Annotated in this window: 18 protein-coding genes and 1 pseudogene; 6 read left to right on the top strand and 13 right to left on the bottom strand. The window is 74.0% G+C overall.

Annotated features, from left to right (window positions below):
- The 3 genes and pseudogenes from BIV57_RS24825 to BIV57_RS01975 form a co-directional block, all read left to right on the top strand.
- A pseudogene (locus BIV57_RS24825) lies at positions 1–569 on the top strand (hypothetical protein); the annotation flags it as partial.
- Between the two features lie 3 nt (positions 570–572).
- Positions 573–1241 (top strand): hypothetical protein, encoded by a 669-nt coding sequence (locus tag BIV57_RS01980; protein ID WP_071654835.1) that lies wholly within the window; start codon positions 573–575, stop codon positions 1239–1241.
- The gene (locus tag BIV57_RS01975; RefSeq protein WP_071654834.1) at positions 1238–1978 is read left to right on the top strand and encodes a hypothetical protein; all 741 of its coding nucleotides are present in this window, start codon (positions 1238–1240) and stop codon (positions 1976–1978) included. The genes BIV57_RS01980 and BIV57_RS01975 overlap by 4 nt, the downstream gene beginning before the upstream one ends.
- A 53-nt stretch (positions 1979–2031) precedes the next feature.
- On the opposite strand, the gene guaA is transcribed toward BIV57_RS01975, so the two are convergent.
- Complete coding sequence (guaA, locus tag BIV57_RS01970) at positions 2032–3618, bottom strand: glutamine-hydrolyzing GMP synthase (protein WP_071654833.1); 1587 nt, start codon at positions 3616–3618, stop codon at positions 2032–2034.
- A gap of 192 nt (positions 3619–3810) precedes the next feature.
- Here guaA and BIV57_RS01965 point away from each other — a divergent pair, with 192 nt between their 5' ends.
- Positions 3811–5238, top strand: a complete 1428-nt coding sequence (locus BIV57_RS01965) for a dihydrolipoyl dehydrogenase family protein (protein WP_245797381.1) — start codon at positions 3811–3813, stop codon at positions 5236–5238.
- A 156-nt stretch (positions 5239–5394) separates the two neighbouring features.
- Positions 5395–7002 (top strand): succinic semialdehyde dehydrogenase, encoded by a 1608-nt coding sequence (locus BIV57_RS01960; RefSeq protein WP_079169934.1) that lies wholly within the window; start codon positions 5395–5397, stop codon positions 7000–7002.
- 504 nt (positions 7003–7506) lie between these two features.
- Here the strand turns inward: BIV57_RS01960 and BIV57_RS01955 are convergent.
- The 9 genes from BIV57_RS01955 to BIV57_RS01915 all read right to left on the bottom strand — a co-directional run bounded on the left by BIV57_RS01955 (position 7507) and on the right by BIV57_RS01915 (position 19038).
- Entirely contained in the window at positions 7507–7815 is a 309-nt protein-coding gene (locus BIV57_RS01955; protein ID WP_071654832.1) for a chorismate mutase, read from the bottom strand.
- Between the two features lie 269 nt (positions 7816–8084).
- A complete protein-coding gene (locus tag BIV57_RS01950; RefSeq protein ID WP_071654831.1) occupies positions 8085–9653 on the bottom strand; it encodes a serine/threonine-protein kinase in 1569 nt (522 codons plus the stop codon).
- 67 nt (positions 9654–9720) lie between these two features.
- On the bottom strand, positions 9721–11253 hold the full coding sequence (locus tag BIV57_RS24820) for a protein kinase domain-containing protein (protein ID WP_071654830.1): 1533 nt from the start codon (positions 11251–11253) through the stop codon (positions 9721–9723).
- A gap of 106 nt (positions 11254–11359) precedes the next feature.
- Complete coding sequence (locus BIV57_RS26310; RefSeq protein WP_071654829.1) at positions 11360–12694, bottom strand: serine/threonine-protein kinase; 1335 nt, start codon at positions 12692–12694, stop codon at positions 11360–11362.
- Between the two features lie 164 nt (positions 12695–12858).
- A complete protein-coding gene (locus BIV57_RS01935; protein WP_071654843.1) occupies positions 12859–14568 on the bottom strand; it encodes a glycerol-3-phosphate dehydrogenase/oxidase in 1710 nt (569 codons plus the stop codon).
- Between the two features lie 135 nt (positions 14569–14703).
- Positions 14704–15819 carry a GuaB3 family IMP dehydrogenase-related protein gene (locus tag BIV57_RS01930; protein WP_071654828.1) on the bottom strand — a complete coding sequence of 372 codons (1116 nt, stop codon included), beginning with the start codon at positions 15817–15819 and terminating at the stop codon, positions 14704–14706.
- 56 nt (positions 15820–15875) lie between these two features.
- Positions 15876–17375, bottom strand: a complete 1500-nt coding sequence (gene guaB / locus BIV57_RS01925; protein WP_071654827.1) for an IMP dehydrogenase — start codon at positions 17373–17375, stop codon at positions 15876–15878.
- Between the two features lie 151 nt (positions 17376–17526).
- Positions 17527–18207 (bottom strand): sigma-70 family RNA polymerase sigma factor, encoded by a 681-nt coding sequence (locus BIV57_RS01920; RefSeq protein ID WP_071654826.1) that lies wholly within the window; start codon positions 18205–18207, stop codon positions 17527–17529.
- Between the two features lie 219 nt (positions 18208–18426).
- Positions 18427–19038: a response regulator transcription factor gene (locus BIV57_RS01915; protein WP_071654825.1), complete on the bottom strand. Its 612-nt coding sequence runs from the start codon at positions 19036–19038 to the stop codon at positions 18427–18429.
- Positions 19039–19451: 413 nt separating this feature from the next.
- Between BIV57_RS01915 and BIV57_RS01910 the strand changes: the two genes are divergently transcribed.
- Positions 19452–19826, top strand: a complete 375-nt coding sequence (locus tag BIV57_RS01910) for a WhiB family transcriptional regulator (protein ID WP_071654824.1) — start codon at positions 19452–19454, stop codon at positions 19824–19826.
- Here BIV57_RS01910 and BIV57_RS01905 read toward each other — a convergent pair.
- From BIV57_RS01905 to groES, 3 genes are all read right to left on the bottom strand, one after another.
- Positions 19789–20652 (bottom strand): DUF4097 family beta strand repeat-containing protein, encoded by an 864-nt coding sequence (locus BIV57_RS01905; RefSeq protein WP_071654823.1) that lies wholly within the window; start codon positions 20650–20652, stop codon positions 19789–19791. The genes BIV57_RS01910 and BIV57_RS01905 overlap by 38 nt on opposite strands.
- A 132-nt stretch (positions 20653–20784) precedes the next feature.
- A complete protein-coding gene (gene groL / locus BIV57_RS01900; RefSeq protein ID WP_071654822.1) occupies positions 20785–22422 on the bottom strand; it encodes a chaperonin GroEL in 1638 nt (545 codons plus the stop codon).
- 116 nt (positions 22423–22538) lie between these two features.
- A complete protein-coding gene (gene groES, locus BIV57_RS01895) occupies positions 22539–22841 on the bottom strand; it encodes a co-chaperone GroES (RefSeq protein WP_071654821.1) in 303 nt (100 codons plus the stop codon).
- Positions 22842–23069 lie beyond the last annotated feature (228 nt).

Raw genomic sequence — 23069 nt, 5'->3', positions numbered from 1 at the left:
CCCCCACGCCACCGCCACCGCCGACGCGGGCGCCCCGGCGCCGCCGCGGCGCCCGCGTCGGCGTCCTGATCACCGTCGTGGCCGTCCTCGCCGCCGCCGGCGTCCTGCTCGCCGTCGTGCGGCCGTCCGCCAAGCCCGCCAACGCCGTACCCGAGGCCTACCTCGGCACCTGGAACGGATCCGTCGGCGCCGAGCCCGCCACCCGTGCCACCCCCGCCACCCAATGGACCCGGATATCCCTGACGGTGAAGCGCGGCAAGGTGACCGCCGCGGTGGGCGGCGGCAACAACCGGCGGCGCGAGCAGGGCAGCGGACGCATGTTGGGCTGCCGCTACGCCGTCCGCCTCACCAAGGTCGAGCCGAACTCCCTGGTCCTCAAGTCCTTCAACGACCGGCCCGTCGACGGGGCCCAGTCGAAGCCCGGCGAGGCCTGCCCGCAGGGCATGACCGTCACCCTCACCAGGGTCCGCCCGGGCGTGCTGCAGTACGACGAGTCGCAGTCCGGCCCGGCGGGCGCGCCCGCGCCCGCCGCGTTCAACCACGCCCGGATCCACCGGACGGGCAACTAGCCGATGGCCGCCCCCGTCGCAGCCGCACTCGCCGCGGTCCTGCTCGCCGCCGGGCCCTCGGCCACCCCCGCGGCGACCGGTTCGCCGTCCCCCGCGCACGGCGCCACCGCGGGCTGCGGCACCGCCCCCGCGCTCGCCGCCGGCACCTACACCGACAGCCTCGCCCCGGGCCGCACCGCCTCCTACCGCTTCTCGGTGGCCCCCGGCGCGGCCGCCCGCGCCGTCGCGGTCGCCGTCCCGCCCGGCGGGATCACCTCCCGCGCCTCCCTCACCCTGACGATCCGCCAGGGGCAGCGCCCGCTGGCCGTGGGCGCCACCGACGCGCTCGGCTGGGGCGACGCCGTCACCGCGGGCGCCACCACCGCCCGCCTGGGCTGGGACCGGCTGCCCGCCGGCGGCAGCGTCGTCCCGCTCTGCGTCCAGCTGCGCGGCGACGTCGCCGGACCGGTGGAGCTGACCCTGGCCTCGGTGGGCAGCCCGCTGGCGACGCCGAAACCCGCGCCCAGCGCCTCCGGCTCCCAGGACGGCATCGCCGCGCCGCCGCGGTCGTCCTCCCCCGACCCGGCGCTGATCGCCGCGCTCGCCGCCGTCGGCCTGCTCGGCGGGGCGGCCGTCCGCGTCGCCGTGTGGCGCCGCGCCCGCCCCGACCGCACCGGGGGCGAGGCCCCATGACGCGCCGTCACCACCTGCGGCGCCTCTCCGCCGCCGCCCTCGCCGCCCTCGCCGTCGGCGCGGCCAGCCCCGCGCACGCCGCCCCCGCCCCCAACGGCAGCGCCCCGCCCGGCGCCACCACGCTCGCCGGGGCCAGCCGCCTCACCGGGCCCGACCCGGTGACGTCCCGGCAGTCCGCCGCCCCCGGCACCACCCTCTACTGGCGCGTCCACCTCACCCGCGGCCAGTTCCTGGACGTCCGCCCGGAGGCCCGCCTGCCCGCCGGCTATCCCATCGGCGACCACGACGTCTTCGCCGTCCGGCTGCTCGACGCCGACCTCGACCCGCTCCCGTGCACCGGTGACGCCACCGTGCCGCTCAGCCCCGGCAGCACCGCCGGAGGGAACAGCGCGACCCTCGACCTCTCCTGCGTCGGCCCCACGGCGACGGCCGCCGGCGACTACTACATCGCCGCCTCCCTGGCCCACCCCGACGCCCGCGCGCTCGCCCCCGCCCGGCGCTGGCGCGCCGCGCTCACCGTGGACTTCGCGCTCGGCGGCACCCCGCGCGCCGACACCGCGTCCCCCTTCGACCCGGGCACGCCCCCGGCGGCCCGCCGCGACGAGAGCCGCACCCCGGCCCCCGCCACCGACCTCTGGCCGCCGGCCGCGGCCCTGCTGGCCGCCCTCGCCCTCGGCTACGCCGCCATGGCCACCCTCCAGCGGCGCGCCAAACGCAAGAAGCGCGGGGACGCCTGACGACCGGTCACCCGGTGGTCAGGCGTCCCCGCGCCCGGAGTAGCCGCGCGCGGCTACTCCCACTCGATCGTCCCCGGCGGCTTCGACGTCACGTCGAGCACCACCCGGTTGACCTCGTCCACCTCGTTGGTGATCCGCGTGGAGATCCGCTCCAGCACCTCGTACGGCAGCCGCGACCAGTCCGCCGTCATGGCGTCCTCGGAGGAGACCGGACGGAGCACGATCGGGTGCCCGTACGTCCGGCCGTCGCCCTGCACGCCCACCGAGCGCACATCGGCGAGCAGCACCACCGGGCACTGCCAGATCTCGCGGTCCAGGCCGGCCGCCGTCAGCTCGTGACGGGCGATCGCGTCCGCCTCGCGCAGCAGGTCGAGCCGGGCCCTGGTGACCTCGCCGACGATCCGGATGCCGAGGCCCGGGCCGGGGAACGGCTGCCGCTGGACGATCTCGTCCGGCAGGCCGACCTCGGTGCCGACCATCCGCACCTCGTCCTTGAAGAGCTTCCGCAGCGGCTCCACCAGCTGGAACGTCAGGTCCTCGGGGAGGCCGCCGACGTTGTGGTGGGACTTGATGTTGGCCGTGCCGGTGCCGCCGCCGGACTCCACCACGTCCGGGTAGAGGGTGCCCTGGACGAGGAACTCCACGTCCCCGCCGCCGGCCTCGCGGCCCTCGGCGACGATCTCGCTCGCGGCCTGCTCGAAGACCCGGATGAACTCCCGGCCGATGATCTTGCGCTTCTCCTCGGGGTCGGAGACCCCGGCGAGCGCGGTGAGGAACCGCTCCTCCGCGTCGACGACCTTCAGGCGCACCCCCGTCGCCGCCACGAAGTCCTTCTCGACCTGCTCGGACTCGCCCTTGCGCATCAGCCCGTGGTCGACGTAGACGCAGGTCAGCCGGTCGCCGATGGCGCGCTGCACCAGCGCCGCCGCCACCGCGGAGTCGACGCCGCCGGAGAGGCCGCAGATCGCCCGCTTGTCGCCGATCTGCTCGCGGATCGCCGCGATCGACTCCTCCACCACGTTCGTCGTGGTCCACGAGGGGCTGATCCCCGCGCCCCGGTACAGGAAGTGCTCCAGCACCTGCTGCCCGTGCTGGCTGTGCATCACCTCCGGGTGGTACTGCACGCCGTACAGCTTCTTCTCGTCGTTCTCGAAGCCCGCCACCGGGACGACGTCGGTCTTCGCGGTGACGGTGAAGCCCTCCGGCGCCGCCGAGCAGGCGTCGCCGTGCGACATCCAGACCGTCTGCCGGTCGGGGGTGCCCTCGAAGAGCGTGGAGTCCGGCCGCGTCACGGCCATCGGGGTGCGGCCGTACTCGCGGGCCCCGCTGTTGTCGACCGTGCCGCCGAGGGCCCGCGCCATCAGCTGGAAGCCGTAGCACATGCCGAAGACCGGAACACCGGCCTCGAACAGCGCGGGGTCGACGGTGGGCGCGCCCGGCTCGTAGACCGACGAGGGGCCGCCGGAGAGGATGATCGCCTTCGGGTTCTTGGCGAGGATCTCGGACACCGGCATGGTGTGCGGGACGATCTCGCTGTAGACCCGCGCCTCGCGCACGCGGCGCGCGATGAGCTGCGCGTACTGGGCGCCGAAGTCGACGACGAGGACGGTGTCGGTCGCGTCCGACTGGGGGGATGACACGGGCGGGCCTTTCGGCTCGTGGTTCGGCGGGCGAGCGCGGGGCGCCGAGCCGCCATGGGGGATACGGACTCGATTCTACCGATCCGGGGCCGATGCCCCGCCCCTGCCCGGGTGCCGCGCCCCGCCCCCGCCGGTAGCTTGGCGGACGGGGGACCCAGCCGGGGAGAATCCGGACGAACGAGGTGGTCGGCCATGGCCGAGCAGATGATCGTCGACAACTGGCGCGACCCGGTGGACGCCGTGGTCGTCGGCATGGGCCCGGGCGGTGAGGAGGTCGCCGGCCGGCTCGCGGACGCGGGGCTGGACGTCGTCGGCGTCGACCAGCGCCTGCTGGGCGGCGAGTGCCCCTACTACGGGTGCATCCCGAGCAAGGCGATGGTCCGGGCCGCGGACCTGCTCGCCGAGGCCTGGCGGGTGCCGGGCATGGCGGGCACCTGCATGGTGGAGCCGTCCTGGGCGCCGGTCGCCCGGCACGTCCGGGAGGCCACCGCCGACTGGAGCGACAAGGCCGCGGTGGACCGGTTCACCGCGCGCGGCGGCCGCTTCCTGCGCGGCCGGGGACGGATCACCGGCCCCGGCGAGGTGACGGTCGAGGACGAGTCCGGCCGGGAGATCGTCATCCGCCCGCGGCGGGCCATCGTGCTGGGGACGGGGAGCGAGCCGGCGGTCCCGCCGATCCCGGGGCTGGCCGGCACCCCGTTCTGGACCAACCGCGAGGCGGTGGCCGCCGAGGAGGTGCCGCGCTCGCTGGCGGTGCTGGGCGGCGGCGCGGTCGGCCTCGAACTGGCCCAGGTCTTCGCCCGGTTCGGCGCGGACGTGACGGTGGTGGAGGCGGCGCCGCGGCTGCTGCCGGCGGAGGAGCCGGAGGCGGGCGAGCTGCTGCTGCGGGTGCTCACCGAGGCCGGGCTGACGGTCCATCTGGGCTCCCTGGCCGCGGCCGTGGGCCACGACGGCTCGGCGTTCACCGTGGACACCGACCGCGGCGACCGGGTGACGGCGGAGCGGCTGCTGGTGGCGACGGGCCGCCGGGTGGACGTCGAGGGCACCGGCCTCGCCGCGCTGGGCCTGGGCGACGCCTCGGGGCTGCACGCCGTCCCGGCGGACGACCGGATGCGGGTGCTGCCCCCGCTGGGCTCCCGTCCCGGGGTGTGGGCGATCGGCGACGCGGTGGGGCGCGGCGCGTTCACGCATGTGGCGATGGCCCAGGCGGACGTGGCGGTGCGCGGCATCCTCGGCGAGGGCGGCCCGCCCTGGTCGGACCGGGCGACGCCGCGGGTGACGTTCACCGAGCCGGAGGTCGGCGCGGTCGGGCTGACGGAGCACCAGGCGGTGGAGCAGGGCCTCCAGGTGCGGACGGGCACCGCGGACCTGCGCTCGGGCGCCCGCGGCCGGCTGCACGGACCGGGCGGCGACGGCTTCGTCAAGGTGGTCGCGGACACCGCGGCGGGCACCCTGGTCGGCGCCACCGCGGCGGGCCCGGCGGGCGCCGGCGGGGAGATGGTCTCCGCCCTCACCCTCGCCGTCCACGCCCGCGTCCCGGTCTCCGACCTCGCCCGCGTCACCTGGGCCTTCCCCACCTTCCACCGCACCATCGCGGAGGCCGTCAAGATGGTGCTGTAACGCACCCGATGGTCCTGCAACGCACCCGCCGTACCTTCGCCCCGCCCGCCCCGGACGGGGCGCCGGGGCGAAGGGGCGGCAACCGCGGCCCCAGCGAACCGCACCCGTACTTACCGACCAGTACACAACCGCAACCGAACGCCGTACGCTACCCGCATGGTTGACGCGCCCGGGAACCCCGACCACACCGACGCCCTTCGCCGCCCCTCGGAGGCCCTCGCCCAGCGGGAACCGCTGATCGCGGCCCTCGCCGCGACCGTCGCCGCGGACCCCGCCGCCGAGGAGACCGTCGCCTCCCGCACCCCCTTCACCGGGGAGTCCGTCGCCACCCTCCCCCTCTCCACCCCCAAGGACGTCGACCGCGCCTTCGAGAAGGCCCGCGCCGCCCAGGTGGAGTGGGCGATGCGCTCCGTCCGCGAGCGCGCCGCGGTGCTGCTCCGCCTCCACGACCTCGTCCTCTCCCGCCAGGACGAGGTGCTGGACCTCATCCAGCTGGAGACCGGCAAGGCCCGCCTGCACGCCCACGAGGAGGTGCAGTCGGTCGCGATCGTCGCCCGGCACTACGGCCGCCGCGCCGCCGGCTACCTCAGGCCGCGCCGCCGCGCGGGCGCCGTCCCCGTCCTCACCAAGGCGGTGCAGCACCAGCACCCCAAGGGCGTGATCGGCTGGATCGCGCCGTGGAACTACCCGTTCGAGCTCTCCATCGGCGACGCCCTGCCCGCGCTCGTCGCCGGCAACGGCATCGTCATGAAGCCGGACAGCCAGACCGCGCTCGCCGCGCTGTGGGGCCGCGCCCGCGCCGTCGAGGCGGGCCTGCCGGCCGACCTCTGGCAGATCGTCATCGGCGACGGCCCCGGCGTCGGCGGCGCGGTCGTCGAGGGCGGCGACTACGTCTCGTTCACCGGGTCGACCGCCACCGGCCGGCTCGTCGCCCAGCAGGCGGCGGCGCGGCTCGTGGGCGCCTCCCTCGAACTCGGCGGCAAGAACCCGCTGCTGGTGCTGGAGGACGCCGACCTGGCGAAGGCGGTGCCGGGCGCCGCGCACGCGGTCTTCTCCTCCGCCGGCCAGCTGTGCGTGTCGATCGAGCGGATCTATGTGCACGAGAAGATCTTCGAGGAGTTCACCGAGCGGCTGACGGCCCGGGTGCGGTCGATGCGGCTGGGCGCCGGGCTCGGCTGGGGCACCGACATGGGCTCGCTCGTCTCCGACAGGCAGTTGGAGACGGTCGCCCGCCATGTCGAGGAGGCCGTGGAGAAGGGCGCGACGGTGCGCACCGGCGGGCGGGCCCGTCCGGACATCGGCCCGCTCTGCTACGAGCCGACGGTGCTCACCGGGGTGCGGCCGGAGATGGCGGTCTGCGGCGAGGAAACGTTCGGCCCGGTGGTCTCCGTCTACCCGTTCCGGGACGACGAGGATGCGGTGCGCCAGGCCAACGCCACCCGCTACGGCCTCAACTCGAGCGTCTGGTCGAAGGATGCCGGACGGGCCCGGCGGATCGCCACCCGGCTGCGCACCGGCACCGTCAACATCAACGAGGGCTACGCCGCCGGGTATGCGAGCGTGGGGGCGCCGATGGGCGGCATGGGCGACTCGGGCGTCGGCCGGCGGCACGGCGCCGAGGGGATCCTGAAGTTCACCGAGGCCCAGACGGTGGCCGCGCAGCGGCTGCTGCCGCTGCGGCCGTCCTTCGGCGCCGACGACGAGCAGTACGCGCGGCTGATGACGTCGGCGCTGCGCGCCCTGAAGGTGCTTCAGGTCCGCTGACCGCCCGGGGCGACGCGGCCACCCCGGGCCGGCACCGCGGCAAAGGGCCCCGCCGTGCGGCGGGGCCCTTTGTTCCGTCAGCACTCGACGTCAGGGCAGCGCCGGTGCTGGCTCGCCGCCCGGGCGCTGGGGGGGGTGAGCGCCCTGCGGCTTTCTGTGGTGGTCGGTCGCGGCGGCCGCAAGGCCGCCTGACTGCATCGTGGTCGAGCGGCTGGCGTCCCGCAACCCGTTCCGGGCAATTGCCGCCCACGAGTTGGGGCACACCCGCACGCAAACGTTTGGGGATGGGCGGCCGGACCCGGGCGTCCCCGGGCGCCGACCGCCCCTACAGTCGTGGCCGGGCTGCTGTCCCCTGCTGACCGGCCACAGCACCGGGGCGAGGTCCCACGGCGCGCGCAGCACGCCTCATCGCCCCGATGGACTGGGTCTGCCCACGCGGTGACGCGGACACCAGGCTCAACGAAGACCGCCCGGCGGGGTCACGGCCCTTAACGGGTGAAGCGCTCACAGCTTTCCGCGGCACAGCTCCAGCACGGTCATCGCGATGGTGGTGCCGTCGCCGCCGAGGCCGTCCCGGTAGGTGGCGAGGATCTCCATCTCGCGGGCGAGCGCGAGCCGCGGTCCGCCCACCGCCAGGCGGGCCTGCTTCACCTCGTCGGAGACCGCCATCCGGCGGCGGATGAGGGCGATGATCTCGGCGTCGAGGGCGTCGATCCGCTCGCGGGCGCCCGCGATCACGGCGTTGGCCTCGGCGGCGCCGGGGGCGTCGGAGGGCACGCAGGTCGAGCTCGCCGGTGCGGTGGTGGCGTTCATGGGTCCGTCTCCTGGATTCGTCGGCTGAGGGGTGTCGGCCTCGGCGTCGGTCGGACCGGCCGGATACGGCGAAGGCGCCCCGGCCGGTGGGCCGGGGCGCCTTCGGAAGCTCGTTCAGCTCAAGCGGCTTCGATGGCACGCGGACCCGCCGGTGCCATAAAAAAAGAAGCGCTGAGCAGTGCTGAACATGTCCCCCATTATGCCGGACGCCCCACTCCTCGGGCCCCCCTTCCCGAGGAGTGAGACGGACCGCGTCGCGGCGGGGGCCGTCAGGCGTCCAGGCCGGGGATCTTCAGCCCGGCGACGACCTTGTCGTAGATCGCCCGGGGCGCCTCCCCGCCGACCTGCTTGGCGTCCCCGTAGAACGAGACCCAGACCTGGTACTCGGCCTTGCCGCTCTTGTCCAGGACATAGAAGTTGATCACCCGACTGAGCTTCCCGGCCGCCTTGTCCTTCTTGTTGGCGCAGTAGGTGAGGTCCAGCACGCTCGCCTTCCGGCCCTTGAACGGCACCTGGTAGTCGATCGTGTAGTTCTCGCGCTCCAGGATCGGGTTGCTGTAGGCGGTGGTGCTGTAGTTGCCGACCCCGCTGTCCGCGGCCGCGCCGGCCGACTTGTCGTTGGTGCTGTCCTGGTAGGCGCTGCCGACGACGATGCCCAGGCCGGTCTTCCTGTCCTCCGCCTTGGGGGACGTCCAGAGCACCCCCGGCGTGGAGTAGGAACTGGAGTTGGAGCGCGAGTAGCCGGACGGCGTCGGGATGGTCATCTTCACCGCCGCCTCGTCGTTGGTGACCCACGTGGACGGCACCCCGGAGGGGCCGGCCCACGGATCGGCGACGGCCAGCGCCGCCCCGGCGATCACCAGCAGCGCCAGGCCCGCCCCGATCAGGCGGTTGCGGGGGCGCCGGTGCCAGGCCTGCGGCGGCGCGGCGAACGGCACCGGGCCGCCGGTGTCCAGGCGGGTGCCGCCCGGGCCGACGGGCGGCGCGACCCCGGGCGGCGGGGTGAGCTGCGGGGCGGGCGGCGGCTCGGCGACGTGCTTGAGCCCGGCGAGCACCGCGCCCACCTCGGGCCGCGCCGCCGGGTCCTTCTGCAGCAGCGCGGTGACGAGCGGGGCGAGCTCGCCCGCCCGGGCCGGCGGCGGCGGGATCTCGTCCCGCACCGCCAGCATGGTGGTCATCGAGTTGGAGCGGCGGAACGGCGACCAGCCCTCGACGCTCTGGTAGAGCAGCACGCCCAGCGACCACAGGTCGGACGGCGGGCCGGGGCGCAGGCCGTTGACGCGCTCCGGGGCGACGTACTCCGGCGAGCCGGCCACCGCGCCGGTCTCGGTCATCGGCGCCTCGCCCTCCACCTGGGCGATGCCGAAGTCGGTGAGGATGACGCGGCCGTCGTCGGCGAGCAGCACGTTGCCGGGCTTGATGTCCCGGTGCAGCACCCCGTTGGCGTGCACGGCGCGCAGCGCCTCGGCGACCGCCGCGCCGATCCGGGCCGCCTCGCGGGGCGAGAGCGTCCCCTCGTCCAGGACGTCGGCGAGCGAGCGGCCCCGCACCAGCTCCATCACCAGCCACGGCCGGCCGTCGTGGATCACCACGTCGTGCAGCGTCACCACGTGCGGGTTGGCGACGCCGGCCGCGGCGCGCGCCTCGCGCAGCATCCGCTCGAAGAACCGGGTGCGCTGATCGGGCGTCAGGTTCTCGGGCAGCCGCGGCTCCTTGACCGCCACATCGCGGCGGACCGTCTCGTCGACGGCCCGCCAGATGGTGCCCATGCCCCCGTGGCCGAGCCGCTCCAACAGCCGGTACCGGCCGCCGATCAGCGGACCGTCCTGATCGGTCACGTGTCTGCCCCCCGTCGCCCCTCGTCGTGGTGCGGACCGCAACGGCCCGTTCGAATGATTCGATTGATCAGTAAAGCGAAGGGTCCGGCACCGGGGCAGCCCGCGTGGGGCTTTGTTGCTCAACTGTCGCCTGACGCGTACTTGGTACCTGTATCGGAACCGGGCCCGGTGCGCCCTTCGCGGACCCCGACCGCGGCAGCAGGAAGACCGCGGCGGCGAGCCCCGCGGCGACCAGCACCAGCACCAGGAGCACCAGCAGCACGCCGGTGACCAGCCCGCTGCGGCGGCCCCCGGAGCGGTCCGCGCCCGCTGCCCGGCGGCCGCGGCCGCCGTCGCCGCGCCTCGAACCCCCTCGCGGCGCAGGAACGTTCTTTCGCCCCTTGGGCCGCACCTGCACCGTGCCCCGGGCCCGCGGCACCGGAAGCCGGTCGCCGCCCGCCCCCGCGCCGGCCCAGGCGCCAGGCTCGGCCGCGTCCGGCTGCGGCGAGCGCGCCACCAGCTCCAGCAGCCGCTCACGCAGCTCCTCCGCCGACGGCCGCCGCGCCGGATCCACCGACAGCAGCGCCGCCACCACCGGACGCAGCGCCAGCAGCCGGTCCGGGCGGCCCGGTTCGGGACGGGGCACCCCGCGGCGCTCCCGCACGGCCCGCAGCAGGCGCTCCACGTCCTCCTCCGGGAACGGCGCGCGGCCGTGCACCGCGCGGAAGACCAGCACCCCGAGCGCCCACAGGTCCGTCTCCGGCCCGGCCACCGGCGGCGGCCAGCCCGGCTCGCCCTTGGCGAAGCCCACCCCGGACGCGCCCTGCGGGCCCGCGCCGGAGCGCTCCGGCGTTGCGGCGCTCAGCGCGGGGCCGCACTGCTCGGGCGACCAGCGCTCCGCGCACGGGCCGACCTCGCCCATCCGGGCCTCCCGGTCGCGGGCCTCCACCACGCCCCAGCGCGGCCCCGTCCCGCCGTCGCCGTCCTCGGCGGGCGGCGGGCCGACCCGGACGCCGCCGCCCCCGCAGGTCGCCTCCTGGGCGGCGCCCTCCGCCGCGCCGCCCAGCATCGCGGTGCCGTCCGCGCAGACCAGCACCGTCCACGGGCTCAGATTGCGGTGCACCCGGCCGCCGGCGTGCACCGCCCGCAGCGCCTCCAGCAGATCCGCGGCGACCTCCGCCGCCCGATAGGGCGTCAGCGGGCCCTCCCGCTCCAGCAGCGCGCCCAGCGGCTCGGCGCCCGACACCAGCTCGGAGACCACCTGCACCGAGCCGGACTCCTGGAAGACGTCGAAGACCCGCACGAGATTGCGGTGCTCGGGCTGCTCAGCCGCGTCCCGCGCGGCGGCCAGCGCCCGGAAGCCCACCGTCCCCGACACCGAGCCGGCGGGCAGCGCCGCCGCGTCCGGCGCCCGGCGGCGGCCCCGGCCGCGGCCGGCCACCCGCTGCGCCCACTCGTCCGCCAGGAGCGTCCCGGAGACCACCTCGGGCAGCGGGACGCGGGTGATCACCACCTCGCACTCCCGCTCGGCGTCGAACGCCACCGCGCCCGAGAGGCCGTCGCCGCGCGGCACCGCCGCCCCCGTCAGCCGGTAACGGCCCGGATCCCGACGCGTCTCCACGGCTCCCTCCCCTCTACCCCTCCGCAGACCGTGCGCGGGGGCTACCCGGAGTATTGCCCTGGGTGCAGCTCATCAGGCCCTCCGTGGCATGCGCCCCCGCACCGTGTCACACCACGGCGACCAGCAGCACGACGATCACCACGATCGCCGCCGCCACGCACAGCAGGAACGCCAGCGCCCGCGCGCTGGGCCGCTCGCCCTCCAGCACCCGCTGCAGATCCGCGACGAGCCCCGAGCCGGCGTTCTGGAAGGAGCCGGCCGCCGCCAGCGCCCGCACCGCCTGCCGCGCCGACTCGGCGGCCGCGGAGTCGGCGGCGTGCTTGCCCCCGGAACTCCCGGAGCCTCCCGGGCCGCCGGACGGCTGCGCCGGCACCGCCGACCCCGCCGGCCCCGCCGGCCCCCGGGCGGGCTGCCGCGGCGGATGCGCGGGCCGCGGCGGCGCGGCGGGCGCCTGCGGCTGCGCCGCCCGCCGACCGCCCGACGGCGCCGCCCAGGACGGGCGCCGCGGCGCCTTCGCCTTCTGCTGCTCCTGCGCGAGCCGGTCGTCCGTCACCACCGGCAGCATCGCCGTCCGCTCCGGCGTCGCGTCCGGCTCGGCCGCCGGCTCCGCGCCGAAGCCGTCCGCGATCCGCCGCAGCTGCTGCTCGGCGTGCCCGTGCTCGGTGCGCTCGCCCGGATCCCGGGCCAGCAGCCCGGCCAGCACCGGGCCCATCGCCCCGGCGCGCTGCGCCTCGGGGAGGTCCTCGGTGAGCACCGCGGTGAGGGTGGCCATCGCCGTGCCCCGGTCGAACGGCGCCCTGCCCTCCAGCGACGCCCACAGGGTGGCGCCCAGCGACCACAGGTCGGAGCCGGGGCCCGCCTTGCGGCCCCGCGCCCGCTCGGGCGCGATGTAGGAGGGGGCGCCCACCAGCATCCCCGTCGAGGTGACGGACGGGTCGCCCTCCACGGTGGCGATGCCGAAGTCGGTGAGCACCACCCGGCCGGCCTCGGTGATCAGCACATTGGACGGCTTCACATCGCGGTGCAGGATGCCCCGCTGGTGCGCCTTGCGCAGCACGCCGAGCAGCTGGACGCCCACCTCGGCGGCGCGCTGCGGCGTCAGCAGCCCGTCCTCCCGCAGGATGTCCGAGAGCGCCCGGCCCTCCACCAGCTCCATCACGATCCACGGCCGGTCGTCCTCCTCGACGACGTCGTAGATCGTCACGGCACCGGGATGGCGGATCAGCGCCGTCGCCTTCGCCTCCCGCAGCGTGCGGGTGTACAGGCGGCGCTTCTCCTCCTCGTCGATGCCGGCGTGGATCCGGACCTCCTTGACGGCGACGGTCCGGCCCAGCATCTCGTCCGTGGCGCGCCAGACGGTGCCCATGCCGCCCTTGCCGACCATCCCGGTCAGCCGATAGCGGCCGGCAAGCAGCCTGCTCGCATCCTGCCCCTGGGTCATCGTCCCCTCTATCCGCCCTTGTGCCGCCGAGTCAGCGGCCGCCACCCCACTCCGCCGCCCTTCGAACCCTATGACGGTATCGGACCGCCCCCCGCCCAGGAAAACGACCTCACATTTAGGTCACCGTCCGCGGGGCCGCCGCGGCCCGGCACCGCCCCGGGCGCTCACTCCACCGGAACGATCTCCGGCGCCCCCAACTGCGCCGCGTCCGCCGCCCGGTCGTCCACCTGCCGCTGCGCGACCCGCTCCGCCTCCACCCGGGCCCGGTAGTGCGCGACCTCCTTCTCCACCTGCTCCTCCTCCCACCCGAGCTCCGGAGCCATCAGCCGCGCCACCTCCTCCGCGCACCGCGTCCCGCGGTCGAACGTCTCGATCGAGATCCGCATCCGCCGCGAGATGACGTCCTCCAGATGCCGCGCCCCCTCCGCGCGCACCGCGTAGACCGCCTCGGCCCGCAGGTAGTCGTCCGCGCCCGACAACGGTTCCCCCAGCTTCGGGTCCTCCGCGACCAGCGCCAGCACCTCCTCCGCCAAGGTCCCGTAGCGGTTGAGCAGATGCTCGATGCGCGCCACGTGCAGGCCGGCCCGCGCGGCGATCCGCACCCGGGCGTTCCACAGCGCGCGGTACCCCTCCGCGCCCAGCAGCGGAATCGTCTCCGTGCAGCACGGCGCCACCTTCAGGTCGAGCCCGTGGACGATCGCGTCCACGGCGTCCTTCGCCATCACCCGGTAGGTGGTGTACTTGCCGCCCGCCACCACCACCAGGCCCGGCACCGGGTGCGCCACCTGGTGCTCCCGGCTCAAGCGACTCGTGGCGTCCGACTCGCCGGCCAGCAGCGGCCGCAGACCGGCATACACCCCTTCGACGTCCTCCCTGGTCAACGGCGTGGCCAGCACGCTGTTGACATGCTCAAGGAGATACTCGATGTCGGTGCTGGACGCCGCCGGGTCCGCCTTGTCCAACTCCCAGTCGGTGTCCGTGGTTCCCACGATCCAGTGCCGGCCCCACGGGATGACGAAGAGCACCGACTTCTCGGTGCGCAGGATCAGTCCGGTGGACGACTGGATCCGGTCCCGCGGCACCACCAGGTGGATGCCCTTGGACGCCCGGACGTGGAACTGCCCCCGCTCCCCCACCATCGCCTGCGTCTCGTCCGTCCACACCCCGGTGGCGTTGACCACCTGCCGGGCCCGCACCTCGAACGTGCCGCCCTGCTCCAGGTCGTGGACGCGGGCGCCCACCACCCGCTCGCCCTCCCGGAGGAAGCCCACCACCTCGGCCCGGTTCGCCACCAGCGCCCCGTACGCGGCCGCGGTGCGCACCAGCGACATGCAGTAGCGCGCGTCGTCCACCTGCGCGTCGTAGTACTGGACGGCCCCCACCATGGCGTCCTTCTTCAGGCAGGGCGCCACCCGCAGGGCGTGCCGGCGGGTGAGGTGCCGGTGGTGCGGCATCCCGCGGTTCATCCCCGACGACCAGCCCATGGTGTCGTAGAGCGTCACGCCCGAGCCGACGTAGGCCCGCTCCCAGGCCCGGCCCGTCAGCGGGTACAGGAACGGCACCGGCCGCACCAGGTGCGGCGCCAGACGCTGCGTCAGCAGCGCGCGCTCCCGCAGGGCCTCCCGCACCAGCCCGAAGTCCATCATCTCCAGGTAGCGCAGCCCGCCGTGGATCAGCTTGCTGCTGCGGCTGGAGGTGCCCGCCGCCCAGTCGCGCGCCTCCACCACCCCGGTCGTCAGGCCCCGGGTGGCGGCGTCCAGCGCCGTGCCGGCGCCGACCACCCCGCCGCCCACCACCAGGACATCCAGCTCGCGCTCGGCCATTCTCGCCAGCGAGAGGGCCCGTTCCTGCGGTCCCATGGACGCTGTCCTCATCGACGCCACACCCTTCCCCACGAGCATTGCGAAAAGGGGCCGGGCATGGAACCCGACCCCTTCCGACCGTACCCGCCGAACGCCCCGGCACCCCAGCGGTGCGGCGGGGCGGCGACAGCGGGCACGACCCACCGCTCACATACCGCGGACCGTGACCTCCACCCGCTGAAACTCCTTCAGCTCCGAGTACCCGGTCGTCGCCATCGCCCGCTTCAGCGCCCCGAACAGGTTCATCGTCCCGTCGGGCGTGTGCGACGGCCCCAGCAGCACCTCCTCGGTGGTGCCGACCGTGCCCAGGTGCATCCGCTTGCCGCGCGGCAGCTCCCCGTGCACCGACTCCGAACCCCAGTGGTGCCCGCGCCCCGGCGCGTCGCTCGCCCGCGCCAGCGCCGCGCCCAGCATCACCGAGTCCGCGCCGCAGGCGATCGCCTTGGCGATGTCACCGCTGTGCCCGACGCTGCCGTCCGCGATGACGTGCACATACCGGCCGCCCGACTCGTCCATGTAGTCGCGCCGCGCCGCCGCCACGTCCGCCACCGCCGTCGCCATCGGCACCTGGATGCCGAGGACGTTGTGCGTGGTGTGCGCGGCGCCGCCGCCGAAGCCGACCAGCACGCCGGCCGCGCCCGTGCGCATCAGGTGCAGCGCCGCGGTGTACGTCGCGCAGCCGCCCACGATCACCGGGACGTCCAGCTCGTAGATGAACTGCTTCAGGTTGAGCGGCTCGGCCTGCGACGAGACGTGCTCGGCGGAGACCGTCGTCCCGCGGATCACGAAGATGTCGACGCCGGCGTCCACCACGGCCTTGGAGAACTGCGCCGTCCGCTGCGGGGAGAGCGCCGCCGCGGTGACCACGCCCGAGTCGCGGATCTCCTTGATCCGGCGGCCGATCAGCTCCTCCTTGATCGGCGCCTGGTAGATCTCCTGGAGCCGCCGCGTCGCCGCCTGCTGGTCGCCCATCTCGGCGATCTCCTCCAGCAGCGGCGCGGGGTCCTCGTACCGCGTCCACAGGCCCTCGAGGTTGAGCACCCCGAGGCCGCCCAGCTCGCCGATCCTTATGGCCTGCGCCGGCGAGACGACGGAGTCCATCGGCGCCGCAAGGAACGGCAGCTCGAACCGGTAGGCGTCGATCTGCCAGGCGATCGACACCTCCTCGGGGCCGCGGGTACGCCGGCTCGGCACCACGGCGATGTCGTCGAAGGCGTAGGCCCGGCGGCCGCGCTTGCCCCGCCCGATCTCGATCTCTGTCACAGTCCTCTTACCGTCCTGACCTGTCGAAGTCCGGCCCGCGTCGGCGGCGCCGGCCGTCAGCCATGGTAGTTGGGCGCTTCGACGGTCATCTGGATGTCATGGGGGTGGCTCTCCTTCAGCCCGGCCGCCGTGATGCGGACGAACCGGCCCTTGGACTCCATCTCGGACACGGCCTGCGCGCCGACGTAGCCCATCGTCTGCCGCAGCCCGCCGATCAGCTGGTGGATGACGGCCGAGAGCGGGCCGCGGTAGGCGACCTGGCCCTCGATTCCCTCGGGCACCAGCTTGTCGTCGGTGGCCACCTCGGCTTGGAAGTAGCGGTCCTTGGAGAAGGACTTGCTGCCGCCGCGGGACTGCATCGCACCCAGCGAGCCCATGCCCCGGTAGGACTTGTACTGCTTGCCGTTGATGAAGAGCAACTCGCCCGGGGACTCCTCGCAGCCGGCCAGCAGGCTGCCCAGCATCACGGTGTCGGCGCCGGCGGCGAGCGCCTTGCCGATGTCGCCGGAGTACTGCAGGCCGCCGTCGCCGATCAGCGGGACGCCGGCCGCGCGGGCCGCCAGCGCCGCCTCGTAGATCGCCGTCACCTGGGGCACGCCCACGCCGGCCACCACGCGGGTGGTGCAGATCGAGCCGGGGCCGACGCCCACCTTCACCGCGTCCGCGCCGGAGTCGATCATCGCCTGGGCGCCGTCCCGCGTCGCGACGTTGCCGCCGATGACGTCGACCGGGACGTTCCCCTTCACCTTGGAGATCATCTCCAGCACGCCGCTGTTGTGGCCGTGCGAGGTGTCCACGATCAGGAAGTCGACGCCGGCCGCGACGAGCGCCTGCGCCCGCTCCAGCTGCTCCCCGCCGACGCCGATCGCGGCGCCGACCAGCAGCCGGCCCTCGGCGTCCTTGGCGGCGTTGGGGTACTGGCCGGCCTTGACGAAGTCCTTGACGGTGATCAGGCCGCGGAGCTTGCCGTCCGGGTCGACCAGCGGCAGCTTCTCGATCTTGTGCTTGCGCAGCCGGGCCATCGCCTCGGTGCCGGAGATCCCGACCTCGCCGGTGACCAGCGGCATCGGCGTCATCACCTCGGAGACGCGCCGCGTGCGGTCCGTCTCGAAGGCCATGTCGCGGTTGGTGACGATGCCGAGCAGCTTGCCGTTCGGGTCGGTGACGGGGACGCCGCTGATCCGGAACTTGGCGCAGAGCGCGTCGGCCTCGGCGAGGGTGGCCTCCGGGTGGACGGTGATCGGGTCGGTCACCATGCCGGACTCGGAGCGCTTCACCAGGTCGACCTGGTTCGCCTGGTCCTCGATGGACAGGTTGCGGTGCAGCACGCCGACGCCGCCCTGGCGCGCCATCGCGATGGCCATCCGCGCCTCGGTCACCTTGTCCATCGCCGCGGAGAGCAGCGGGATGTTGACGGAGACGTTGCGCGAGACCCTGGACCGCGTGTCGACGGCGTTCGGCAGCACCTCGGACGCGCCCGGCAGCAGCAGCACGTCGTCGTAGGTGAGGCCGAGGGTGGAGAACTTCTCGGGTACGCCGGAGGGGGCGACAGACATCCTTGTTCCTTCGGGGAGTTTCGCAGGTGCGCGGACGGCCACCCCGTACAACGGATAAACCGGACGGGAGCTCCATCCTATCGGCCGAAAGGGCGGTCCGGACCGGGCGCCCCGTCAGGGGCGGGCAGCGGCCCGGGGGCTGTAGCGAACCTCACGCGGAAAGCCCGCGGACGGACCCGTCCCCCGCCCGTCCCGCCGCCTCGGCCGCCTCCTCCGCGAGCGAGCGCAGGCGCGACAGCGCCCGATGCTGGGCGACCCGCACCGCACCCGGCGACATCCCCAGCACCTGCCCCGTCTCCTCCGCGCTGAGCCCCACCGCGACCCGCAGCAGCACCAGCTCCCGCTGATGCTCCGGAAGCAGCTCCAGCAGCTCGCGCGCCCACGCGGCGTCGCTGGACAGCAGCGCGCGCTCCTCGGGGCCGAGCGCCTCGTCCGGCTTCTCGGGCAGCTCGTCCGCCGAGACGGCCGCGCTCGTCGGCCCCCTCAGCACCGCCCGCTGCAGATCCGCGACCTTGTGCGCGGCGATGCCGTAGACGAACGCCTCGAACGGGCGGCCCTCGTCGCGGTAGCGCGGCAGCGCGACCAGGACGGCGATGCACACCTCCTGGGCGACGTCGTCGACGGAGTGCCGCGCCGCGCCGGGCATCCGCCCGAGCCGGCCCCGGCAGTAACGGACGACCAGCGGGTAGACGTGGGAGAGGAGTTCGTGCATCGCCTGGTCGTCGCCCGCGGCCGCGCGCTGCACCAGTTCGCGGGTGCGCTCGTCGACCCCTGCGGCACCGGTCGCACCAGTGTCACCGGGCTCCCCGTCGCCGCCGTCTCCCTCGCGCATCGGTCCATAGTGCCTCGCCGAGGCGGGAACCGAAGAATCCGGCTCGGAGTTGTGCATCGGAACGTTACGCACCGCGGCCCCGTCCTGCGTGTCCTGCGCCGATCACTGCGCACCTCCGCACCCCATGCCGATGGGATCCATGGTGCGCCCTCCGCCCGGGAACCGGGAGTGGGCCCACCCGCCGCCCACCTGCCGGTCACCGCGGTCATCGAAGCCGGGTCAGCGGACCAGGCCCCAGCGGAAGCCGAGCGCCACCGCGTGGGCGCGGTCGGACGCGCCGAGCTTCTTGAACAGCCGCCGGGCGTGCGTCTTCACGGTGTCCTCGGAGAGGAACAGCTCGCGGCCGATCTCGGCGTTGCTGCGGCCGTGGCTCATGCCCTCCAGGACCTGGATCTCACGGGCCGTCAGGGTGGGCGCGGCGCCCATCTCGGCGGCGCGCAGCCGGCGCGGCGCGAGCCGCCACGTCGGGTCGGCGAGCGCCTGGGCGACCGTCGCGCGCAGCTCGGCGCGCGAGGCGTCCTTGTGCAGGTAGCCGCGGGCGCCGGCGGCGACGGCGAGCGCCACCCCGTCGAGGTCCTCGGCGACCGTCAGCATGATGATCCGGGCCCCGGGGTCCGCCGAGAGCAGCCGGCGGACGGTCTCCACGCCGCCGAGCCCGGGCATCCGAACGTCCATCAGGATCAGATCGGACCGATCGGTGGCCCAGCGGCGGAGCACCTCTTCGCCGTTGGTCGCCGTCGTGACCCGCTCCACTCCGGGGACGGTCGCCACGGCGCGCCGCAGCGCCTCCCGTGCGAGGGGGGAATCGTCGCAGACGAGGACGGAAGTCATCGACGCCCTCCCCAGCTGATCCGCGTCACGTTGAGCCTCCTGGGTTGCACACAGTTACACAGCCAGACCTACGTACCTTCACCGAACGGCCGGACGCCGGGCGCCGACCGTCTCCGTCTCTTCCAACGAGGGTCACTCGAAAGAGTTACGGATCCCTGCGAGCCCAGCTACGAGGCTCGCCGATAGGCCCAACGAGTGCACCCGCACGTAGGACACGGCAGCCCCGGCAGGACAACAGCGCCCCTCGGACTTCAGCGGTGTTCGGACGGGCCACGACCGACACCTGCCCACCTTCACCCTTCGGGAACCTTGTCCGTTTTTGTCTGATGAGTCATATTTTCATCAGGTCATATATGGGCAACCTGCCCCAGTGTCACTACCAACATCGATCAGCACCCTCGAGGGGATCACCGATGGCTGACTTCTCCCGCCTCCCCGGGCCCAATGCCGACCTGTGGGACTGGCAGCTCGTCGCCGCCTGCCGCGGCGTCGACAGCTCTCTTTTCTTCCACCCCGAAGGCGAGCGCGGCGCGGCCCGCAGCTCGCGCGAGACGGCTGCCAAGGAGGTCTGCATGCGGTGCCCGGTGCGGGCCCAGTGCGCGGCCCACGCCCTTGCCGTCAAGGAGCCCTACGGCGTGTGGGGAGGCCTCACCGAGGACGAGCGCGAGGAGATGTACGCCAGGGCCCGCCGCCGCAGTCGCCGCGCCCCCGGGTCGGCGCCGGTCTCCCCGGCGGCCGCCGCCGCGGCGCTCACTTCAGTCCGCGGACCTTCTTCTCCGCAGCATTGAGGCACCCGTCCGGCATGTTCTCGTCCATCGCCCCGGCCGGCCAGGCCGGCTTCGCCGCCACCTGGGTGCTGGCGAAGACCCGCGCGTTGCCGCGCGTCGTCGTCACGTCGACGGTGTGGTCGGACTTCGCGTTCTGCGGCACCTCGATGCAGCGCTTGCCGTACGAGTCCAGATGGGTCGTCACCCGGTAGTCCGGGCCGCCGCGGGGCACCGTGATGGTCGCCCGGTCGTTGCTCACCTTGGTGCGCACCTGGTCCGGCGGAGCGGCGAAGTTCAGCGTGACGACCTTGTTGCTGGTGGTCGCCCGCACCTTGGAGGAGCGCAGCCCCTGCCCCTGCAGCCAGCCGTTGCTGCTCACCATCCGGAGGCTGGTGCCGGGCGCGGTGTTCTCCACGGTGATCGGCTGGTTCGACGTCTGCACGTCGATGTCGGTGCGGATGTCCTTGACCAGCACCGGCTGCTGGTTGCTGCGGACCGTCAGAGCGACGTCCGGGGGCAGCGCCACCACATAGGTCGCGCCGCACGGCAGCTCCACCTTGCCGGTGCCGCGCGGGCAGCGGCCGTAGAGGCCGAGGGTGTCGCCCCGGAGCGACATCGACGGGTCCGGCTTGGACTTGCCGGTGCCCTTCAGCGTCTCCTTGACGTGCAGCGGCTGGCCCCCGGTGGCGGGGACCACCGAGACGGGGCTGTCCGTCCTGATGGTCAGCTCCTTGCCGCTGAACTCGAAGAGCTTGTGGTTGGTGTCGGTGGTGGTCGAGCAGCCGGCGAGCAGCCCCGCGCCCACCGCCAGCGCACCGGCCGCGCAGGCCGCCCTCATCTTCCGCACCCGCCCATCCTACGAAAAGGCCCCGGCACCCCATCCGGCGGACGGCGAAGCCGTCCGGACGGGGTGCCGGGGTGCAGAGGCGCCGAAGTCCGAACAGGGGCGGCAACAGCTACCCCGCGGCGCGCGACCCGCTCAGTGCGAGTGACCGCCCGGGCCGTGCGAGTGGCCGTGGCCGGCCTCGTCCTCGTCCTCCTCCGGCTTGTCCACGACGAGCGTCTCGGTCGTGAGCAGCAGCGAGGCGATGGACGCCGCGTTCTCCAGCGCGGAGCGCGTCACCTTCACCGGGTCGATGACGCCCTGCTTCACCAGGTCGCCGTACTCACCGGTGGCCGCGTTGTAGCCCTCGTTCGGGCCCAGGTCGGCGACCTTGGAGGTGATGACGTAGCCCTCCTGGCCGGCGTTCTCGGCGATCCAGCGCAGCGGCTCGACGGCGGCGCGGCGCACGATCTCGACGCCGGTCGCCTGGTCGCCCGCGAGGCCGAGGCCGCTCTCCAGGCCCTTGGCCGCGTGCACCAGCGCGGAGCCGCCGCCGGAGACGATGCCCTCCTCGACCGCGGCACGGGTCGCGGAGATCGCGTCCTCCAGGCGGTGCTTCTTCTCCTTCAGCTCCACCTCGGTGGCGGCGCCGACCCGGATGACGCAGACGCCGCCGGCCAGCTTGGCCAGGCGCTCCTGCAGCTTCTCGCGGTCCCAGTCGGAGTCGCTGGCCTCGATCTCGGCCTTGATCTGCTTGACCCGGCCCTGGACCTCGGCGCTGTCGCCGGCGCCGTCGACGACCGTGGTGTCGTCCTTGGTGACGGTGACGCGGCGGGCGGTGCCCAGCACGTCCAGCCCGACCTGGTCGAGCTTGAGGCCGACCTCCTCGGAGACCACGGTGCCGCCGGTGAGGGTGGCGATGTCGCCGAGCATGGCCTTGCGGCGGTCGCCGAAGCCGGGGGCCTTCACCGCGCAGGCGTTGAAGGTGCCGCGGATCTTGTTGACGACCAGCGTGGAGAGGGCCTCGCCCTCGATGTCCTCCGCGATGACCAGCAGCGGCTTCGAGGAGCTCTCGCCGATGACCTTCTCCAGCACCGGGAGCAGGTCCTGGATGGCGGAGATCTTGCCGTCGAAGATCAGGATGTAGGGGTCGTCGAGGACGGCCTCCATGCGCTCCTGGTCGGTGACGAAGTACGGGGACAGGTAGCCCTTGTCGAACTGCATGCCCTCGGTGAAGTCGAGCTCCAGGCCGAAGGTCTGGGACTCCTCGACGGTGATGACACCGTCCTTGCCGACCTTGTCGAAGGCCTCCGCGATCAGCTCGCCGACCTGCGGGTCCTGGGCGGACAGCGCGGCGACGGCGGCGATGTCCTCCTTGCCCTCGATCTCGCGGGCGTGCTCGTGGAGGTTCTTGGAGACCGCGGCGACCGCGGCGTCGATGCCCTTCTTGACCGCGGACGGGTTGGCGCCGGCGGCGACGTTCCGCAGGCCCTCCTTGACCAGGGCCTGGGCGAGCACGGTGGCGGTGGTGGTGCCGTCGCCCGCGATGTCGTTGGTCTTGGTCGCCACCTCCTTCACCAGCTGCGCGCCGAGGTTCTCGTACGGGTCGGAGACCTCGACCTCGCGGGCGATGGTGACGCCGTCGTTGGTGATGGTCGGCGCGCCGAACTTCTTGTCGATGACGACGTTGCGGCCCTTGGGGCCGATCGTCACCTTCACGGTGTTGGCGAGCGCGTCGACGCCGCGCTCCAGGGAGCGGCGGGCGCTCTCGTCGAACTGCAGAATCTTGGCCATGGCTGGGCCGTTCGTCCTCTCGCTACGGGCGCTGCTGTGCGGGTTCGGATGCACGTCTGCCCCGGGGCGGTTCCCCCGGATCGGAGGAGGCTCGCACCCGGGGCAGACGGGAGGTCTTACTTCTCGATGACGGCGAGGACGTCGCGCGCCGAGAGGACGAGGTACTCCTCGCCGTTGTACTTGACCTCGGTGCCGCCGTACTTGCTGTAGAGCACGACGTCGCCGACCTTCACGTCGAGCGGAAGGCGCTTGCCGTCCTCGAAGCGCCCCGGACCAGTCGCCAGGACGGTGCCCTCCTGGGGCTTCTCCTTGGCGGTGTCCGGAATGACCAGGCCAGAGGCGGTGGTCTCCTCGGCGTCCAGGGTCTGGACGACGATGCGGTCCTCGAGCGGCTTGATGGCAACCTTGGTGGTCGTCACGGTCCGACCTCCCCCTTCGGAGATCTCACGGGATGTCTTGGGTGGCGACCTGGCATGTCCGTCGTCGCGGGTGCCGAACCTGCCCGTCGCGTTGGCACTCTCACTGCGAGGGTGCCAATGCGGAGCCTAGGACGACCATTAGCACTCGGTCAAGCAGAGTGCCAGCGCGCGCCGCATCCCGCCCCCTCCCCCGCCCCCCGCAGCCGCCCGAAGCCGACCCCGCGGCCC

The sequence above is a fragment of the Mangrovactinospora gilvigrisea genome (assembly GCF_001879105.1).
GTDB classification, from domain to species: domain Bacteria; phylum Actinomycetota; class Actinomycetes; order Streptomycetales; family Streptomycetaceae; genus Mangrovactinospora; species Mangrovactinospora gilvigrisea.
The sequence above is the reverse complement of the archived record's forward strand: the minus strand, read 5'-3'. Positions and strand labels throughout refer to the sequence as shown.